We start from the raw sequence: 17,890 nt of genomic DNA, 5'->3' as shown, positions 1-17,890 counted from the left end.
ACTCTTTCAAAATTACAAAAACAATGAATTCAATAAAAATTGTATTGATAGCAATAACCGTATTATTATCTATCACTTCTATTAATGCACAAATTAAAAAAGGTGATGCTTTCCCGAATATCCAATTACAGAATGATACGAATAAAACTGTCAAACTAAATTCTTATACGGGAAAAACAGTTTTAGTTGATTTTTGGGCATCTTGGTGTCCGTATTGTCGGATAGCCAACAAAAATTTAGTGAAACTATATGATAAGTACAAAGGGCAAAATTTTGAGATTGTTGGGATATCGGTAGATATTAGTAAAGCAAAATGGTTACAAGCGATTAAAGAAGATAAACTAAAAAGTCCACAATTGATTGATCCAAAAGGCTTTGATGCCAAATCGGCGGCAATCTTTGGAGTAAAAGGAATACCTAGCACTTACCTTTTTAATACTTCGGGAAAATTAATTGCCATCAACCCAACAGAAGCACAAATAATTGCTCAAATCAAAAAGAAATAAGTGTTTTACTAAAAGACACGATCTAAAATCAAATCATCACCAGAACAAACCGTTCTGATTAAACTTATAAAATGAAGAAAATCTTTTATTTATTATTACTGGTTTTTGCTTTTGCAAAAGTTCAGGCACAGATTATAAATCCTGTAAAATGGGAAGCTTCAATTGAGAAAAAATCCGACTCTGAATACTTGCTTTCTTTTAAAGGGGCTATCGAATCAGGCTGGCATGTATATTCTCAATTTACTCCCGAAGATGGTCCGCTACCTGCCGAATTCCTTTTTCATGATAACAAAAACAATTATGAACTTATTGGAAAAGCAACCGAAAGCGAAACGAAACGAGCCTTTAATGAAATTTTTGGTGTTGACGAAATCTTCTTTTCAGATAAAGTAGTTTTTACTCAATTAATCAAACAAATTAATCCCGATAAAGAAACGATACAAGTAGAACTTTCCTATCAAGTTTGTAAAGAAAATTGTATTAGCGAAACAAAATATTTTGAGTTTAATCTTAAAACACTTGTTGCAAAAGAAATCCAAGCCGCCGATATTGTAAACGAAAAAACAACTAAAACAGCTGTTGCCACTACGGTAGAAAAACAACCAGAATCAAAAGAATCTGATTCTAGTCTATATATGATTTTCTTTATTGCATTCTTATCTGGATTTGCAGCATTGCTAACACCTTGCGTATTCCCAATGATTCCAATGACGGTAAGTTTCTTTACAAAACAAAGTAAAACCAAAGCCAAAGGAATCAAAAATGCAATTATATATGGTGTTTCTATCATCTTGATTTATGTCTTCCTTGGAAGCGTAATTACCTTACTATTTGGCGCCGATGCTCTAAATGCATTATCTACCAATGTATGGTTTAATATTATTTTCTTTGTCTTACTAGTTGTATTTGCAGTATCTTTTTTAGGTGCTTTCGAAATTATGCTTCCAAATTCATGGGCAAATAAAGTTGACCGTCAAGCGGATAAAGGAGGAATATTAGGAATTGTATTCATGGCTTTAGCTCTTGCAATTGTTTCCTTTTCTTGTACAGGACCAATCATAGGAACTTTACTAGTCGAGGCAGCTTCTAAGGGCGGAATTGCTCCAATTGTAGGAATGCTTGGTTTTTCATCTGCTTTGGCATTACCATTTATGTTATTTGCTATGTTCCCGGGATGGTTAAATACATTACCAAAATCTGGTGGATGGTTAAATACTGTAAAAGTATTTTTGGGTTTTCTAGAACTAGCTTTAGCTTTTAAATTCTTATCTAATGCCGATTTAGTATTGCAATTACATTGGTTTGAAAGAGAAATATTCTTAGCTATTTGGATCGCAATATTTGGTACTTTGGCATTCTACTTATTCGGAAAAATAACCTTGCCACATGACTCTCCTACGACTTCAATTTCTGTAGGTAGATTGTCTATGGGATTAGTGGTATTGGTATTTACAATATATCTTATTCCAGGTTTATGGGGTGCACCTTTAAAACTAATAAGTGGTTTCCCGCCACCAATGACTTATAGCGAATCCCCTTATGGTGTAGGAGGCTCAAACAAAAGTGCTGCTACTGCAATTGCTTTACCAGATGGTGCTCATAAAGGTCCGCATGATATTATAGCTTTTACTGATTATGAAAAAGGATTGGCTTACGCCAAAAGTGTAAACAAACCTATTCTTTTAGATTTTACAGGATTTGCTTGTGTTAATTGTAGAAAAATGGAAGATTATGTATGGTCCGATCCACGTATTTTATCAATATTAAATAATGAAGTCGTATTAATTTCTTTATATGTTGATGATAAAAGAGAATTACCTATCGAAGAACAATATACTTCTAAGGAAACTGGAAAAAAGATAAAATCAATAGGAAATAAATGGAGTGACTTTCAGATTACCCGTTATAAAGCAAATGCACAACCCTATTATATTGTATTAGATACCAATGAGCAAAGTTTAAATAAACCTGCAGGATATACACCAGACATTGTTGAATACGAGCAATGGTTGAAATCTGGAATCGAGGGATTTAAAAAGTAGTTTCTAGGAAATATTAACCGCAAAGTCCGCAAAGTTTTAAAATCTGTGACTAAAAAAAGGAACGCGGATTAGACGGATTCGCTATCGCGAAAACACGGATAAAAACGGATTTTTAAACCTTTAATTTTTTTAATCTGTGGCAGAAAAAGTGCTCAGTACTAATATTCAGTCACAGAACCTTTGATCCTTTGTACCTCAGTACCTTTGCAACTTAAAAAAGAGGCTGTTCAAATTATTTTGGGCAGCTTTTTTATGATCCATTCAATCTTAAAATTACAAAACATTAAAATTATCCTTATTTTATGCATTTGGAGGTTAATCTAGAAATGAAATAGTAACTTTAGGGCGATGAAAATTTTAATAATAGAAGACGACCAAAGAGTAGCCGAATTAATACAAAGAGGGTTAGATGAGCATGGTTTTACACCTACGCTCGCTTACGATGGAATCTCTGGAAAAAAATTAGCCCTTAATAATCAGTATGATTTGATTATTACTGACATTGTTTTACCCAAACTTGACGGTTTGGATTTATGCAGAGAAATACGCCAGATAAAGCCCGATTTGCCAATTATAATGCTAACCGCATTGGGTACAACAGATGATAAAGTAGAAGGTTTTGATGCTGGAGCCGATGATTATCTGACAAAGCCATTTGAAATGAGAGAACTTTTGGTTCGTATAAGAGCTTTATTAAAAAGAAGTAATGGGACGATAAATAATACAGGATTCATTTTAAAATATGATAATCTTGAAATGAATTTGCAGACAAAAAATGTGAAGAGAAATGACATCGAAATAAATCTTACTCCCAAAGAATTCAAACTCTTAGAGTATATGATCCAAAATTCAGAACGTGTTTTATCTCGAACAGAAATTGCCGAAAAAGTATGGGATACTCATTTTGATACTGGAACAAACTTTATCGATGTATATATTAATTACCTGAGGAAAAAAGTTGATAAAGATTTTGATAAAAAGCTTATTCATACCCGATCTGGAATGGGATTTATTTTGAAAGTAGAATGAAAATAAGAACTCGATTAACCCTATTATTTACATTTACAACAGCTACTGTTTTATTAGTATTTGCCATTATCATCTTGATTTCTGCAAAGGAAAATAGAGAAAAAGAATTTTATGCATTACTAAAAAAAGAAGCAATTACTAAAGCCAATTTATTTTTTAATGCCAAAGTAGATAGCAAGACATTACAAAACATTTACAGAAACAATCGAACGACACTAAATGAAGTCGAGGTTGCTATTTATACAACTTCTTTTCAATTGTTATATCATGATGCTGTTGATATAGACGTTGTTAAAGAAACAAAACCAATGATTGAAAAAATTGTTCAAAAAGACGAAATACAATTTTATCAAAATGATTGGCAGGTAATAGGAATGAAATACAAATTTCAGGGCAAAGAATACATCATTACTGCAGCTGCATATGATGAATTTGGATATATAAAATTACAAAACTTACTCGAAACTTGTATTATTGTTTTTATCGTATCTATTTTACTCCTTTATATTGCAGGGCGTTTTTTTTCTAAGAAAGCATTCGAACCTATTGTTGAAATGACAGATAAAGCAAAAACTATTTCTGCTACAAATCTCCATTTACGATTATATACTAACGAAAGTAAAGATGAAGTTTCTGAGTTAGCAACTACTTTTAATAAAATGCTAAATCGTTTAGAAAATTCCTTTGATTCTCAAAAACAATTTGTTTCTAATATTTCTCACGAATTAAGAACACCGCTTTCAGCTATTATTACTGAGTTAGAACTCTCAACCAACAGAGAACGTAATAATGACGAATATAGAATTGTTATTCTTAATACGTTGCAAGACGCTAAAAAACTAGCAAAACTATCTAATAGTTTACTTGATTTTGCCAAAGCCAATTATGATCCTTCAGAAATTGCTTTCAAACAAGTTCGTATTGATGAGATTTTATTAGATGCGAGACAACAGGTACAAAAATCAAATCCAAATTATAGTGTTGCGATACATTTCGAAAATGATTTTGAGGATGATGAACAAATAACTGTTAATGGGAATGAGTATTTATTAAAAGTCTCTTTTGTAAATCTACTTGAAAATGGATGTAAGTTCTCAGAAAACAATCAAAGTAAAGTTATCATATCACTAAAAAAGGAAAAGATTATTTTACAATTTACCGATAATGGTATTGGTATTCTAGAAGAGGATTTAAAACATATTTTTAAACCATTCTATCGAGGATTAAATAAAATATATGCTGATGGAAATGGTATAGGATTATCTCTAACTCAAAAAATTATTGTACTTCACAAAGGGACTATTTCTGTTACATCTGATAAAAATTCGGGTACAATATTTACTGTAGAACTTTATCACGGTATAAAAAATACTGTCGATTAATTAATTTTATTTTTATAAAAAAGGTGTTAAGAAAACTAAAATCTAACTTCTAGTTTTCTTAACACCTAAATAATTTTATTTCGAATAAGAAACTAATATGACATTTCTTCTTCTACTATTTTAGGGGCGTTTACTGCCTTTGTAGCTACTTTGGGCTTAGTAGCTCCTTTTTTACTAAACTTTTGTTTTCCCCACCAAATTAAAAATCCTGTAATAGGCAAACTTGCAGAAATTAGACTCGCAAAAAAAGCTAAAATTTTCCCTGTAATCCCTAACACTGCTCCTACGTGAATATCATAATTCATTCGGCGAATTTTATCAGGAACACTTGCCTCTTCGTACTTTCCTGAAAATGGGGTTTTGATTGTGATGTCTTTGAGTGATTGTTGATCGAAACTATAACGGTCCATATTATAGAAAGTATGGCTTTTTTTATAAACAAAAGCTCCAATAGGATCTGATGGTTTTTCGGGTATTGATATTAAAATACCAGCTGCTTGAGGGCTTTCTTTTGCTAATTTCAGCATTACTTTATCTACTGTAGAAACATTAAATGCTTTAATGTTTGTTGTATCTGATTTAGGTGATTCTCTATTTTCAACTAACGGCTTCCCTCCTGAAGTTACCCAATATAATGATTTACTAAACCATCCAAAACTCCAAACCAAACCTGTTAGTGAAATGATCAGTAAAAAAATCATGCTATAAAAACCAAGTACATTATGCATGTCATAATTTACACGTTTAAAACTAGCCGACCATTTAATTTTAAAACTCTTATCTCGAATTGATTTAATCCATTTGGTTGGCCACCATAAAACCATTCCTGTAATTAATATCACTACAAATATTAAAATAGCAACTCCTATAATAGGACGGCCGATGTCATATGGCAACCATAAAGCACGGTGTCCGTTAAGCATAAATCTAAAAAAGTCGGGGTCTTCTCTAGAAATAGCTTTAACATTAAGAACTTGCCCTGTATAAGGATTCATATATACATTGAAGGTGGTACCGCTTCGTCTTTTTTTACGCTTTGGTTCTTTTTCTTTAGGCTTGTCATTTGAAGCTAAATTACTCGAATTTGCTTGTTTTTTCTCTTTTTTAGCTTCTTCTTCCTTGTCTTTATTGTCTTCTTTATTTTCTTTTTTAGGAATAAAATATCCAACAATTGCTGCTTCATCTTTATCTCCAAAAGTAACACTTGTGGCTTTTTTGCCTTTCATTTCTTTATCAGCAATACTTATAAGTTGCGATGGCAATAAATACGCTTTATCCTGAGGAGTAACAAAACGCCAATCCTCCATAAAATCTTTTATTTCATGCTCAAAAACATACATACAGCCAGTAAGACTTACAATAACGACAATGATACCAGATCCTAATCCTAACCATAAATGCAGCCATGCCGCGGCGCGTTTGAAAAATGATTTTTTACTTTTTTTCTTTTTTTGAGTAGAAGTTGACATATTTTTAAAATCTATAAAAATTAAGTAGCAAGAACCATAAAGGCTCTAAAAGTAAGGGCAACAAAAAATAATGTCCTAAAATGCAAATCTATAAATTTACTTTTATTTAATAAGACTAATTATAAATAAGTTTTTTTATGCTAGAACAGCATCACCTAAATTTATATTAAAAGACCATTTCAATTTGAAATGGCCTTTTAAATCAATTTAATATTTTAATTTAGCGATAGCAGTAATATCTCCACCTTCTACTTTCATTCCTCTAGTAGCCACTCCGGTAGCCCCATTGATTGTATAAATCCAATTGCCATCAGGCGTATTGATTCCTAGTATAATAGAATTATTATCTTCTGTAGTAATATTATAACTAGTCGTAGTCGAATTAATTTTAGCAGGTGCACTAGTTACCCAAGTAAAAGTTTGATTGTATACATCTGCAACAGCCAATTTAGGTACTCCGCTATCTTTACCAATATCTCCATACATTTGTAACAATACTTTTCCATTACCGATATAACTGCTTGAAGATATTTTATGTCCACCAGATTTTTCCTGTACATTAAAGAAATATGACTGATCAAATTCTGTAGTTCCTTTTTTAATTTTTAAAACCGCAGATGGCTTAGTAGAAGTTATAACACTATTACTTGTTGCTGCTGCACTCGAAAAGCCATATGCATCTCCTTTTTCGTCCTGAATTAATCCATTTGAAAAATAACTTCCTAAATAACTTGTACGATTGTCTTTGATAACTTTTTCTAATTTTAATTCCGGATAGTTATATACAGCAACCCATGTACTATCAGGGTATTTAGTTCCAAAAGTGTCTACTCCATCTCCTTTAATACTCATATAAGGCATATATACCTTATCGCCTACCTGTGTTGCCCATGTATAATGTGCTCTTTCTCCGTTTTTAGCAACTTTTTTGATATCTTGCTGTGCTCCGCCCACTATAAGCGAAGATGTTGCATCAATTCTATACATAGATGCAATAGATGACGCACCACTTCTTGGTATTTTTATCGTTAAAATTTCTTTGTTTACTGCTGCAAAAACCTGTACTGTTTCTGCTTGAAAGTTAGAAGTTTTAGCCAATTTACCCTCAGCAGTCAATGCATAAGTAGTAACAGCTCCAGGATTTCCCTGTCCATAAAGTAAGCTGAAAAATTTATTCTGATTGGTAATATAAAAACGATACGAACCATCTTGCTCTAATCCATTACCTTGAGTTGTAATCGATCCTTTAGTTACATCATCAGTAGTTAGTAAATAGTCTGCCACTCCAGAAGCTCCTGTAGTAACGGTAACAATATATTTTGTTTTATCTGTCCCTACACTTGGTGTCCCCCCATCTGGTGAGTCAGAATCACTGCTACAAGAGAATGATGTAAAAGCTATTAGAGCTGCAAATATTGCTAATGTGCTACTTTTTTTCATGATAATTATTGTTTGATTTATTAAATTATTTATTTGATTTGGTAAAGAAATACCTGAATTTTATATTGAAAGATCGACTTGGTTTCTGCAATGAAAAGTTGTCATAGAGCTTATTGTCTAATGCATTTTTGCATTCTAAAGCAATATTATATTTCCCGTCAGCAAAAGTGTAAACTGCATTTAAATCATGATTAAACTGTGCGGGAATATCGAATTTACCCACTTTTCCACCACTACTCGGCCAGTACAAATAATAATCGTGTACATATAATAAATTGTAACCAACAGATAGATTATTGCCCTTTTTTATGAAGTCATTAAAGAATACTGTAGCATCTGCATTCCCAAAAAGAAAAGGAATATTAGGAACTCTGTCTTTATAATTTAAAGAGACTATTTCCTTACCTGGCTCATATTTTATATTGTTACGAAGATTTTGATATGTCATGTTTACACCAGCAGTAAATCTATTCTTATAAGAATATCTTATCTCTGTATCAATTCCATAATTTGAAACTCCTTTTTGATTAACATTAGTTATCATAGTTTGATTTAAATTCAGCTCAGGTCGAATAAAATCGGCAGCTTCACGATACATAAGATTTACATCAAATGTTATCGCATTTGCTTTCTTAAAGCTAGTTTGATAACTAAGCCCTAGATTAAAATTTTCACTCTGTTCTGGTTTTAAACCAATGTTTCCATATAAATTATCATTTACGCTCCCAAAAATTTCCTCTGGGGCTGGTAGTCTATAACTTTTTTCAAAAGAAGCTTTTATTTGTAAATTATGTTTTAAGTAATAGCTACTCGCTGCACCATATCCCCAATAACTTTTATTATCAACATGTTGTATATAAGCAATATCACCCCAATTCCCAGAAGGGTTATAACTCTCTGAATAGGTATTTCTCAAAGAATAATTTTTAATAAATACCGAAGTGCTCCATTTTTCGTTATAATCAAATTTATAACCTGCTCCTAAAATATTTTTTTGAGATTTTTTAGGCTGTTTATATAGTAATGATTCTGGAACTAATTCATCACTTTCTTTACGATCAAAAGTATTAAACGTATTATTCAACATAAACGAATGTCTTTCGCCTAAACTATAAGTAACATTAGCTGTAGCAATTCCATTATTATTTTTGAACTTACGTAATGTTCGGCTACGCTCTCCTCCTAAACCTTCTAATTCTATATAATCTCCAAACCAATTGTATCTTCTATAAACCGTATCAACATTTTGTTCTTCTCCAAAATTATAATTACCAGTCACACTAAAATCCAATCCTTTTGTAAAGAAATCTTTCACCTGATATTTTACTGTTGGCATCAAGATATTTCCTTTTCTATAAACCTGACCAAATACACTAACCATACGGGCTCCTGTCTGTATGTCCGCTTTATTTTCTCCTGCTGTAAAACCAAATAATAATTTATCAGCATACTTTTTACCTGTCACACCAATATTAAAAATTACAGTTTCATTACGATATTTATCATGAAATCTTCTTACACGCTGATTTGGATAATACTGTCCCGTTTTTAAATCTGCTACATCTACATTTACCCAATAGTTGTTATCTGAGTAATTTTGGAAAGCATTAATTTCAGTAGTAAAACCACTCTTGGCAGTATAGCCTGCATTTATAGTGGAACGGTGTGTATTAAATGAACCAAAAGAATAAGAAGCATCAAGATAGGTACGAGGTTTAGAATTTGTAACAATATTAATTGCTCCACCAAGTGCATCTCCTCCTAACCAAATAGGCACTACACCTTTGTAAACCTCAATTCTATCTGCAAGATTTACGGGAATATTATTCAATTGAAACGATGAACCAAAATTATCCATCGGTACTCCATCAATAAAGAGTTTTATCTGGTTGCCTGAAAACCCATTAATAGAAAGCTCAGACTTAGAACCTACTCCACCTGATTCACGAACACGAACACCAGAAACTCTATCTAATGCATGCGATAAATCTAGTGTAGAATTATGGAGCTTTTTAGCATCAATGGCAGTTACACTATACGATTGCTTATTTACTTTTTCGGTTTGGGTACGTCCCATCACCGTTATATTCTCTAATTCGTTTAATTCGCTTTGTAAACGAACTGAGAAAATTATTTCGTTTATCCCCTTAACTTCTATATGTTTTTTTGAAGTTGTAAAGCCAATTGCAGAAACTTTTAAAATGTAATTTCCTGCTTTAACATTCTTAAAATTATATTTTCCGTTTTCATCGGACATAATTATAAAATCTGTTTTTTCAAGACTTACTGTTGCGAACGGAATACTTTGTCCTGAATCCTCCGTAACCTGACCTGATACTACTATCCCTTTATTTTGTTGGGCTGACAAAAAAGATGATATTAAAAAAAATACACTGAAAAATGAAATTTTATGAGTTGACATATTTTTATTTAGACTAATTATAAATAACTTTGTCGCAAAAGTACCAACACTCATCCTATTAATTATAGGGAAAAACGGATTATTATTTTGTAAAAAAGGATTATTATTTTGAAAATTAAATCGAAACTTATAAATCAAGACCAATCAATAGTTTCTATTGTGACTCGCGATGGCTATGACCCAAAAAGTCACCTGATACAAGAAAAAATATGTCGTAAAAATGAACTCAAAGAGGAAATAAAAAGCTTTCATTTAATAACGGACGGACTTGTAATTCTAGACACTCAAATGTATTTCTCTGAACCTCAAACAATTTTATTTGAGATTAGTTGTGAATCGATTATAATGAATTTTATATATTGTAACAATGTCGAAACCCATATTGATCAGCTAGAAACCGAAAAATTTACACTAGAAAACACGCACAATATCTTTTATACATCAAATTATAAAGCCACTTTTAAAATTCTTCCATTTGAGCAGATGAATTACTTTTCTATCATTTTGTCAAAAGATTTCTATTACAATATTATCAATGAAGATTGGGAACTTCATCAAAAATTCTCGAAAAACATACTCTTAAAAAAATCCAGCTATTTAACTTCTAGCTACATTCCCTTTACACAATCAATATTATGGGTAATTCATGAAATTAAAAGTTGTAATCGTCAGGGCATCTTAAAAAGAATGTATATTGAAACAAAAATTAAAGAACTTTTAATTTTACAGTTAGAAACTCTAATTGAGAAAACAGCCCCAAAAGATTTCATAAACGAAGATGATTATAACAAACTTCAGCGGGCTAAATTAATTTTGGATAAGGATTATGTACATGCTCCTACTCTTTCCGAGCTATCAAGGATGATTTCACTAAACGAATTCAAACTCAAAAAGGGATTCAAAGCTTGTTTTGGGACAACTGTGAGAAGTTATATTATTGAACTTCGGATGAAACATGCCAAAGAATTATTTCAATCTAAATCCATAAGTGTAACTGAAGTAGCCTATAAATGTGGTTACAAAGATGTTTCGCATTTCTCTGCTGCATTTAAAGCTTTTTATGGTTTTCCTCCACAAAAATTTAAAATCAATTGGAACAGCGTTAACACCTGGATAACTAGCTTTTTGTTCCTTGGTTAGTACAAATAAAAAAGGCTATCTGATGAGATAGCCTTACAAGATAGAATCTTAAATTACTTATTTTGAGATATGATTCTTTTAGCACAATCCGACGCACATAGCAAACCACCTGCCATCATTATAACATCTTTAATAACCAATCGTCCAGCTCCAGATAAATAAGGAAAACCATGCGTAGAACTGCCCAAATCTGGTACCCACGTTTCTGGCGTAGTAATTAAAAAAGTAAGTGTTACTAGAGCCATACCTGCAGTAAGTACTCCACCTATAAGACCTATTTTGGCATTAAAAATTCCAAATAAGGTAAGTAATCCAATAATTATAATTGCTCCACCTAGTGCGTAAGAAAAGATATAAGTTCCATTCTCCATATGCCATTTGATATTGTCTTCGACTACTTCTCCTTCTTTATTTTTATGATCTTTGTATTCACTTGGATTATTATAAAAGAAACTCATTAAGGGACTATTTGCAACAAATGGTACAATACCATCTGCTTCATATTGAAAAGCTTTAAGTCCTCCAATCCATACCATTACTATAAAAATGGCTATGCGCATTAAATTAAAAAACTGGTTTTGCAATTCTGATAAGGCTACTATTATTTTCATAATTTTATTTTTTTAAGGTAATAAATATAAAAATCAAAATTACAAACGCTAGGCTCTTCTCACAATGGACAGATAGGGATATTACCTAGACAAATCTGCTACGATAGATATACCAACATTCTCTCTGAATGCAGTTGGTGTAATGCCAGTATGCTTTTTAAAATAACGACTGAAGTAATTTTCATCATCAAAATTAAGTTCAGCTGCGATTTGCTTCATACTTTTATAACTAAGGTGAATGAGTTTTTTTGCCTCAAGAATCACCCTTTCGTGGATGAGTGTAGATGGTGTTTTCAAAAAATACTGTTTGCATAATTTCGAAAAGCTATTAGACGAGATATTCATTTGAGTAGCATAAAAAGAAGGTTGTCTTTCTTTGCGAAAATTATTTTCTAATAATTCTTTAAACTGAATCAACGGGTGATGTATGTTCCTTTCTTCATGAACAAGATTGTCTTCTGATTTTATTTTGCTACATAGTGCCAGTATCAATTGTAAATAAGAACGTACTACTGCCATAGCATAACTAGTTCTATTTTCTAACTCTCTAATTAGTTTTCCTAAAATATAATCTAATTCCGTAAAGTCTTTTTCTTTAAGATTTACATAGGGTTGCTGGTATATATTATTAAATAAAAGACCATTACAAGCAACTTCTTTTTTATGATATTCTATGCAATAAAAATCTCCATGAAACTGTAATCGCTTAGCTATAAGTGGCTTTTCAACATCAAAATGAATAATTTGATAGGGACTTGTAAATAATATAATTTTACCTTCAAAAGTATATTCTACTAAATCTACACTAACCTTTCCTGTTCCTTCCAAAAGAAAAATACTATACAGTGGAGAACTCCCATGCAAATTGATATAATTTGTATCGCAATCCTGAACCATACAATCTTTATAATCTATTCCATTTTCCTTCATTAAATTTTTCGTTTTTATTTACTGTGCCATTTTATCTCAGAATAATTTTCAATAACACTTTGTTCTAGCAAGTTACTTTTTCTAAGCGTCGCTCCTACCGCAACTTGTTTCCAAAAAGAAATTGAATCTTGAGGGTATTGAATTTTAATAAAATCTGTTTTTAATGGTAATTCTGATTTACAAATACTTGCATTAACATAATCTAAAACATGAAATACATTAAAATGTTGCCTAAACTCTGGTCGAACTTCATCGTTATTTGCGAAACATACACTACCGTCAAGATACAATTCTGCTATAAAAGGAATCCCAATTATTTTTTCGATTGTAACCAAAACTTCTTTATCAAAGGTAGGCATCATAGAGTTTGATATAATTAAATATTCTCTAATATATGATTAATTAATATCATTCTTAAAGGGCAAAAAAAAACCAGTATTAAATACTGGCTTTGATTAATCATTAACATGGAGGAAATATACTATCTTTACCTGGTTCTGCACAAACTCTAGGACGTTCACCAATAGGCTCGCCTATTGTATGCGCACATGGGTAATTAGGATGAGTTACACTGGTAGCTCCTGGAGGTGCCCAATCACCAGCAGCACATGCTGGTTGAATGACTGGTCCATTTTGCCCATTACCAATAATGTTTTTTTGTTGATTTTTACTTAGTAATTCTACTCCATTTAAATTCAAAATTGATTTTAACATAATAAATTAAATAATTAGATTTTAAAATTCATCAATCCTTTTAAGTCCATTGATTTTTAGACTTTTAATTGTTAAATATAAGAAAATACTTTTAAAAAAGAAACAATTGTTTTTAAATAAAATAGTAGAAATTAAAGTTTTATTTTGTAGAAAAGATCAATAAGACATAAAAGCCGTCTAGTTAGACGGCTTCCCTTAAAAAAATACAAACTAAATTATAAAACTGCTTTAAACAAAAGCCATTAAAAATATTAGTTTAATCATAAAAACAATATTTTTTATTACTCAAACATTCAAGTTATAAAACTAATTACAGAACTTGGATAAAAATAAACAGGCTAATTTAAATTAGCCTGCCGAACTATTTTCTCAATTATAGTGAAAAACACAGCTATTCTACATCTTTTATTCAAAAATTTACTGCTCTAAACGAACTACAAATTTTATTCAAAATTAAGTATTAAAGCAACCAAGTAGTCATTCTAAATGAACTTACACTACTAGTAAAAGTATAAACACTATTTGCATAAGTAAGCCTAAAGTTTTCTTTTTTTACATAAACTCCACTAGCATTCACTAAATTTTTATCAAAACTAGCAAGAAAACTTGGTGCAGCTGAAGTTGTGTTACCATTCCATGATTTATGTTTAAAAATAATTTTTTTACCAACAGCATCTTCTTCTACATCTATATAATGAAAAACAGCTGATCTTCCATTAAAAGTATAGTAAATAAAATTACCCAGAGAATGATTAAGATAAAGTTGAACAGATCCCAAAGTTATACCATCTGGCAAACTAGCATTAATTTTAGCTAATTCATCAATAAAAAATTGTGAATTTGTAGAAGCACCAGCTGTTAAATCATCTGGAAAATATCCAAATCTTGCTCCTACTTTACCTGGAAGTAACACCTTATAATCATCTGTTAACGTAGGGGGAGTGTTAGTATATTTTATAGTTGCACTTACTCCATCACTACCTGTGGCAACAAAAGAATTATTTACGCTATCAAAAATAAAATTTGCTAATTTTTGCCCTTTAACAACTACTGCAGGTTTTGCTATTGCTCCAGTTGGTGTATAAGAAAAACCAAAATTGTAGCTTTCATCATATGTAGGATCCAAAGAAGTCGCTTCCCCAAAACGAGCATTTGTATTAAAATCAAAATCAAAATTATGTGTTGCAGTCCCATCATTAGTTACCAATAGTCTAAATAATGGACTTGTAGCAGTTCCATTAATGTTATTAAGAGTAATAGCATTTTTATTTAAATCTGACCAATCTTCTGCCGTAGCTTTTACAAATCGTAATTCCTGAACTGTTCTATTTGTTCTAAAAATAATATCTTCTTTATCTTGTCCATAATATAGAAACTGAAAATCCCCGAGATACCCCTTTCCGCGAAGAGCTGCTGTAGGAAAGTTATTAGAATCCGATAAAAGGTGTATTCTACTAGCAGTCGTAAAAACAACACTTACAGTGCTTCCTAGCTGAATTTCATACTGACTATTGTACATTTTTGTGTCAGTATTAAAATCTGAAGCCATGTTTACTTTTCCGTTAGGCAAAAATTTAAAAAGGTGTGTAAAACCTCCTAATTGTGTGCTATCTGTAAAATAAATTGCTTTCCAACCATACTCAGAGGATAACAATAAATCATTGAGTTCTTTTTTCTGAGCATTAGTTCGCTCAGTTGGTGTCTGATCAAATTTTTGTTCAGTATCTGTATTAGTACAAGCAACTAATTGTAATGCGAAAATTGCTACAATTAGATAACTAAATATATTTTTTATTTTCATAATATGTTTTTTTATAATTATGTATATGTATTATTGAATGCTATTAATTATTAATTACAGCATCTGTATTTTTTTGTGCTTCATCTCTTAAATCATAAAAATCTATGTTAAATGCATCTTTATAATACTTAACTACAAGTGCTTCTTTTTTCTGAATAGCATCCTTACCTGTAGTACTAGTTATTCCTGCTAGAATAGCAGCATATTCTGCTTCTGAACTAAGCAAAATTATTGCTGCAGTTTCTGCAAAATCTTCAAATATATTTAATCTTGCATAACTAGTTATAAACCCTAACTCTCTTGAATCTTCAACTGTTTCAACATACCAACTTGAAGTATATCCAGATGGAGTTAACTTTGCCCATGCCTGCTGATCAAAAGGTTTTGTTTGATTTAAGATATGTACATATTCATGCTGAATGGTATGAATAAATTCAGAAACATCTGGACGGCTTTTCTTATCAATATTATCCACTTGAAAAAGCGAGATTCTTTGTCCACCTTCAGCTAATCCCAATGTAATTGTACCTGTTGAATTCAAATTTACACCACCTACTAAAACAAATTCTCTTGGTGCTATTTTCTTAACAAAATCAGCTCCAGCAACGGTCGAATAACTATCAAGCCATATCTTTTTTACAATTTCTAGGGCTGGTTTAACTTTATCTACAGTTGGAGGAAATAAATATCTAGTATTGTCTACTGTATTTTGATTCCATTGGTATCTCACATCAATATTATATGGATTGGTATAATTTGTAATAATCCAGTTATCCAAGTCTGTTCTTACAGGTTGTATATAATTTAGCTGGCTCTCTTTAGGTTGATCTTCATGAGTACAAGAAGCTGATATTAACACTACTATACTCAACACTAATGTTTTATATTTATTTAATAATTTCATAATACTAAATTTTATCTAGGATTTTTTTCAATTCCGTTATTTGATGCGCTAAGTGGTATCTGTAGAGCTCTACGTTTGTCATCTTTAATCAAGATGTTTTTCTTACTAACTTTTCCTGCAGTATATGTATCATGCTGTACTACAAGATTAAAGCGTTTGATATCAAACCATCTGATTCCCTCGTGTATAAAATCTCTTCTTCTCGCCTCTGCTATTGCTTTAATATAAGATGCTTGTATTGGAGTTAAAGCATAAAAAGGAGTATACTCGTTATTAATTACTGGATACATTTCCATTACACTTGTTTGAGTTAATTTATCAGTAGTTGCATTATACCCTGATGTTCTTGTTGAAAAGAAATATTCCAACTCACTATTGGCAAGATCAATCTGATTTGTCATTACATGCGCTTCAATACGGTTCAGGAATAACTCATCATTACTAAAGAGTACAGTACCTGTATAAGGTTCTCCAATTTGAGCAGTTACATTGGTATATTTAAAATACTCATAAAATTTATTAACAAAAACATTAATTCCTCCTAGATAAATCCCTGAAGTACTAGTTAACCAAGGCTTACCAAAAATATTAGTTTCTTTTCCTAGTATCAAATCCTGTTTATTGCCTGTAAGATAAAATCTATTAGAATAAGCTCTCCTCCAAATAGAATAAGGATAGGATACCAATAAATTAGTTGTTTTATCTTCTTTTGAATACTCTATAGGCATTTGTGCAAATGCAAATGCATTAAAAGTACTATAGTCTCTAAGCTTACCAAACGGTGTAACTCCTAGATCTTTAGACAATTCAATTACTTTATTCCAATCTCCTTTGACTAAATAAAAACGACATGCAAAAGCTTTTGCTGCTTCTTTATTAAAATGGAATTTAGGTTCCTTATAATCATTTGTTACATATTTAAGTCCCTCTTCTAAATCTTTTTGAATCATATCAAAAACTTCCGCAACAGAATTTCTAGCATATTGCTTAATCAAAGCTGTTTCTGGTTCTATTATATAAGGAATTCCTAAATCAGATTTTGCAGTTGAAGGATTATAACGATTAGACCATAATGTAACAAGCATAAAATGCGAATAAGCTCTAGCCAGTAAAGCCTCTCCTTTTTTAGGGTTAAGATCTGGTGTATCTCCGAGTTGTTTTATAGCTACCAAAGCTTGATTAGCAGATGCTATTGCTTTATAAGACTCATTCCAAAATCTTGCTTGAGTGTCTACATTAGTTTCTGTTTGCATCTCCCAATTGTAATTTTGCTCATTTTTTAAAGATATCTTAGATATCTCACTATCAAAAACATTATCCGACATGGTTTCTGCTATATCCATATAAGTTGCATTTGGGTAAGCAGTAACCAATAACTCCGAAATTTTTTCTGGAGTATCTATTTGAGTTCTATTATCTGGCGTTTCCGAAAGGAATTCATCACAGCTAGTAATACTTACAAGTACTAATAGGGACATAATTATTTTTATATTTTTCATA

15 protein-coding genes are annotated in these 17,890 nt (G+C 31.2%); 5 read left to right on the top strand and 10 right to left on the bottom strand.

Annotation, left to right across the window (positions count from 1 at the left end; genetic code table 11):
• The first annotated feature begins 23 nt into the window (after positions 1-23).
• From LPB87_RS18525 to LPB87_RS18510, 4 genes are all read left to right on the top strand, one after another.
• Positions 24-506 (top strand): TlpA disulfide reductase family protein, encoded by a 483-nt coding sequence (locus LPB87_RS18525; RefSeq protein ID WP_230728867.1) that lies wholly within the window; start codon positions 24-26, stop codon positions 504-506.
• Between the two features lie 71 nt (positions 507-577).
• The gene (locus LPB87_RS18520) at positions 578-2,548 is read left to right on the top strand and encodes a thioredoxin family protein (protein ID WP_230728866.1); all 1,971 of its coding nucleotides are present in this window, start codon (positions 578-580) and stop codon (positions 2,546-2,548) included.
• Between the two features lie 348 nt (positions 2,549-2,896).
• The gene (locus LPB87_RS18515; RefSeq protein ID WP_129538892.1) at positions 2,897-3,577 is read left to right on the top strand and encodes a response regulator transcription factor; all 681 of its coding nucleotides are present in this window, start codon (positions 2,897-2,899) and stop codon (positions 3,575-3,577) included.
• Positions 3,574-4,959: a HAMP domain-containing sensor histidine kinase gene (locus LPB87_RS18510; RefSeq protein ID WP_230728865.1), complete on the top strand. Its 1,386-nt coding sequence runs from the start codon at positions 3,574-3,576 to the stop codon at positions 4,957-4,959. Before LPB87_RS18515 ends, LPB87_RS18510 begins: the two co-directional genes overlap by 4 nt.
• Before the next feature lie 92 nt (positions 4,960-5,051).
• On the opposite strand, the gene LPB87_RS18505 is transcribed toward LPB87_RS18510, so the two are convergent.
• From LPB87_RS18505 to LPB87_RS18495, 3 genes are all read right to left on the bottom strand, one after another.
• On the bottom strand, positions 5,052-6,428 hold the full coding sequence (locus LPB87_RS18505) for a PepSY-associated TM helix domain-containing protein (protein WP_230728864.1): 1,377 nt from the start codon (positions 6,426-6,428) through the stop codon (positions 5,052-5,054).
• A 207-nt stretch (positions 6,429-6,635) separates the two neighbouring features.
• Positions 6,636-7,868: a DUF4374 domain-containing protein gene (locus LPB87_RS18500; protein ID WP_230728863.1), complete on the bottom strand. Its 1,233-nt coding sequence runs from the start codon at positions 7,866-7,868 to the stop codon at positions 6,636-6,638.
• A gap of 25 nt (positions 7,869-7,893) precedes the next feature.
• Positions 7,894-10,236 (bottom strand): TonB-dependent receptor, encoded by a 2,343-nt coding sequence (locus tag LPB87_RS18495; protein WP_230728862.1) that lies wholly within the window; start codon positions 10,234-10,236, stop codon positions 7,894-7,896.
• A gap of 162 nt (positions 10,237-10,398) precedes the next feature.
• Between LPB87_RS18495 and LPB87_RS18490 the strand changes: the two genes are divergently transcribed.
• A complete protein-coding gene (locus tag LPB87_RS18490; protein ID WP_230728861.1) occupies positions 10,399-11,430 on the top strand; it encodes an AraC family transcriptional regulator in 1,032 nt (343 codons plus the stop codon).
• 53 nt (positions 11,431-11,483) lie between these two features.
• Here LPB87_RS18490 and rclC read toward each other — a convergent pair whose 3' ends face one another.
• The 7 genes from rclC to LPB87_RS18455 all read right to left on the bottom strand — a co-directional run bounded on the left by rclC (position 11,484) and on the right by LPB87_RS18455 (position 17,889).
• Positions 11,484-12,044, bottom strand: a complete 561-nt coding sequence (gene rclC, locus LPB87_RS18485; RefSeq protein ID WP_347349804.1) for a reactive chlorine resistance membrane protein RclC — start codon at positions 12,042-12,044, stop codon at positions 11,484-11,486.
• A gap of 78 nt (positions 12,045-12,122) precedes the next feature.
• Positions 12,123-12,971 (bottom strand): helix-turn-helix domain-containing protein, encoded by an 849-nt coding sequence (locus LPB87_RS18480; RefSeq protein ID WP_230728859.1) that lies wholly within the window; start codon positions 12,969-12,971, stop codon positions 12,123-12,125.
• A 14-nt stretch (positions 12,972-12,985) separates the two neighbouring features.
• Positions 12,986-13,333 carry a hypothetical protein gene (locus LPB87_RS18475; protein ID WP_230728858.1) on the bottom strand — a complete coding sequence of 116 codons (348 nt, stop codon included), beginning with the start codon at positions 13,331-13,333 and terminating at the stop codon, positions 12,986-12,988.
• Between the two features lie 100 nt (positions 13,334-13,433).
• A complete protein-coding gene (locus tag LPB87_RS18470; RefSeq protein WP_230728857.1) occupies positions 13,434-13,685 on the bottom strand; it encodes a hypothetical protein in 252 nt (83 codons plus the stop codon).
• A 460-nt stretch (positions 13,686-14,145) separates the two neighbouring features.
• Positions 14,146-15,486: a DUF4302 domain-containing protein gene (locus tag LPB87_RS18465; protein ID WP_230728856.1), complete on the bottom strand. Its 1,341-nt coding sequence runs from the start codon at positions 15,484-15,486 to the stop codon at positions 14,146-14,148.
• A gap of 43 nt (positions 15,487-15,529) precedes the next feature.
• Complete coding sequence (locus tag LPB87_RS18460) at positions 15,530-16,390, bottom strand: putative zinc-binding metallopeptidase (protein WP_129538900.1); 861 nt, start codon at positions 16,388-16,390, stop codon at positions 15,530-15,532.
• An 11-nt stretch (positions 16,391-16,401) separates the two neighbouring features.
• Positions 16,402-17,889 carry a RagB/SusD family nutrient uptake outer membrane protein gene (locus LPB87_RS18455; RefSeq protein WP_207209631.1) on the bottom strand — a complete coding sequence of 496 codons (1,488 nt, stop codon included), beginning with the start codon at positions 17,887-17,889 and terminating at the stop codon, positions 16,402-16,404.
• Between the last annotated feature and the right edge of the window lies 1 nt (position 17,890).

The organism is Flavobacterium sp. EDS (assembly GCF_020991525.1).
Classification (GTDB): domain Bacteria; phylum Bacteroidota; class Bacteroidia; order Flavobacteriales; family Flavobacteriaceae; genus Flavobacterium.
The sequence above is the reverse complement of the archived record's forward strand: the minus strand, read 5'-3'. Positions and strand labels throughout refer to the sequence as shown.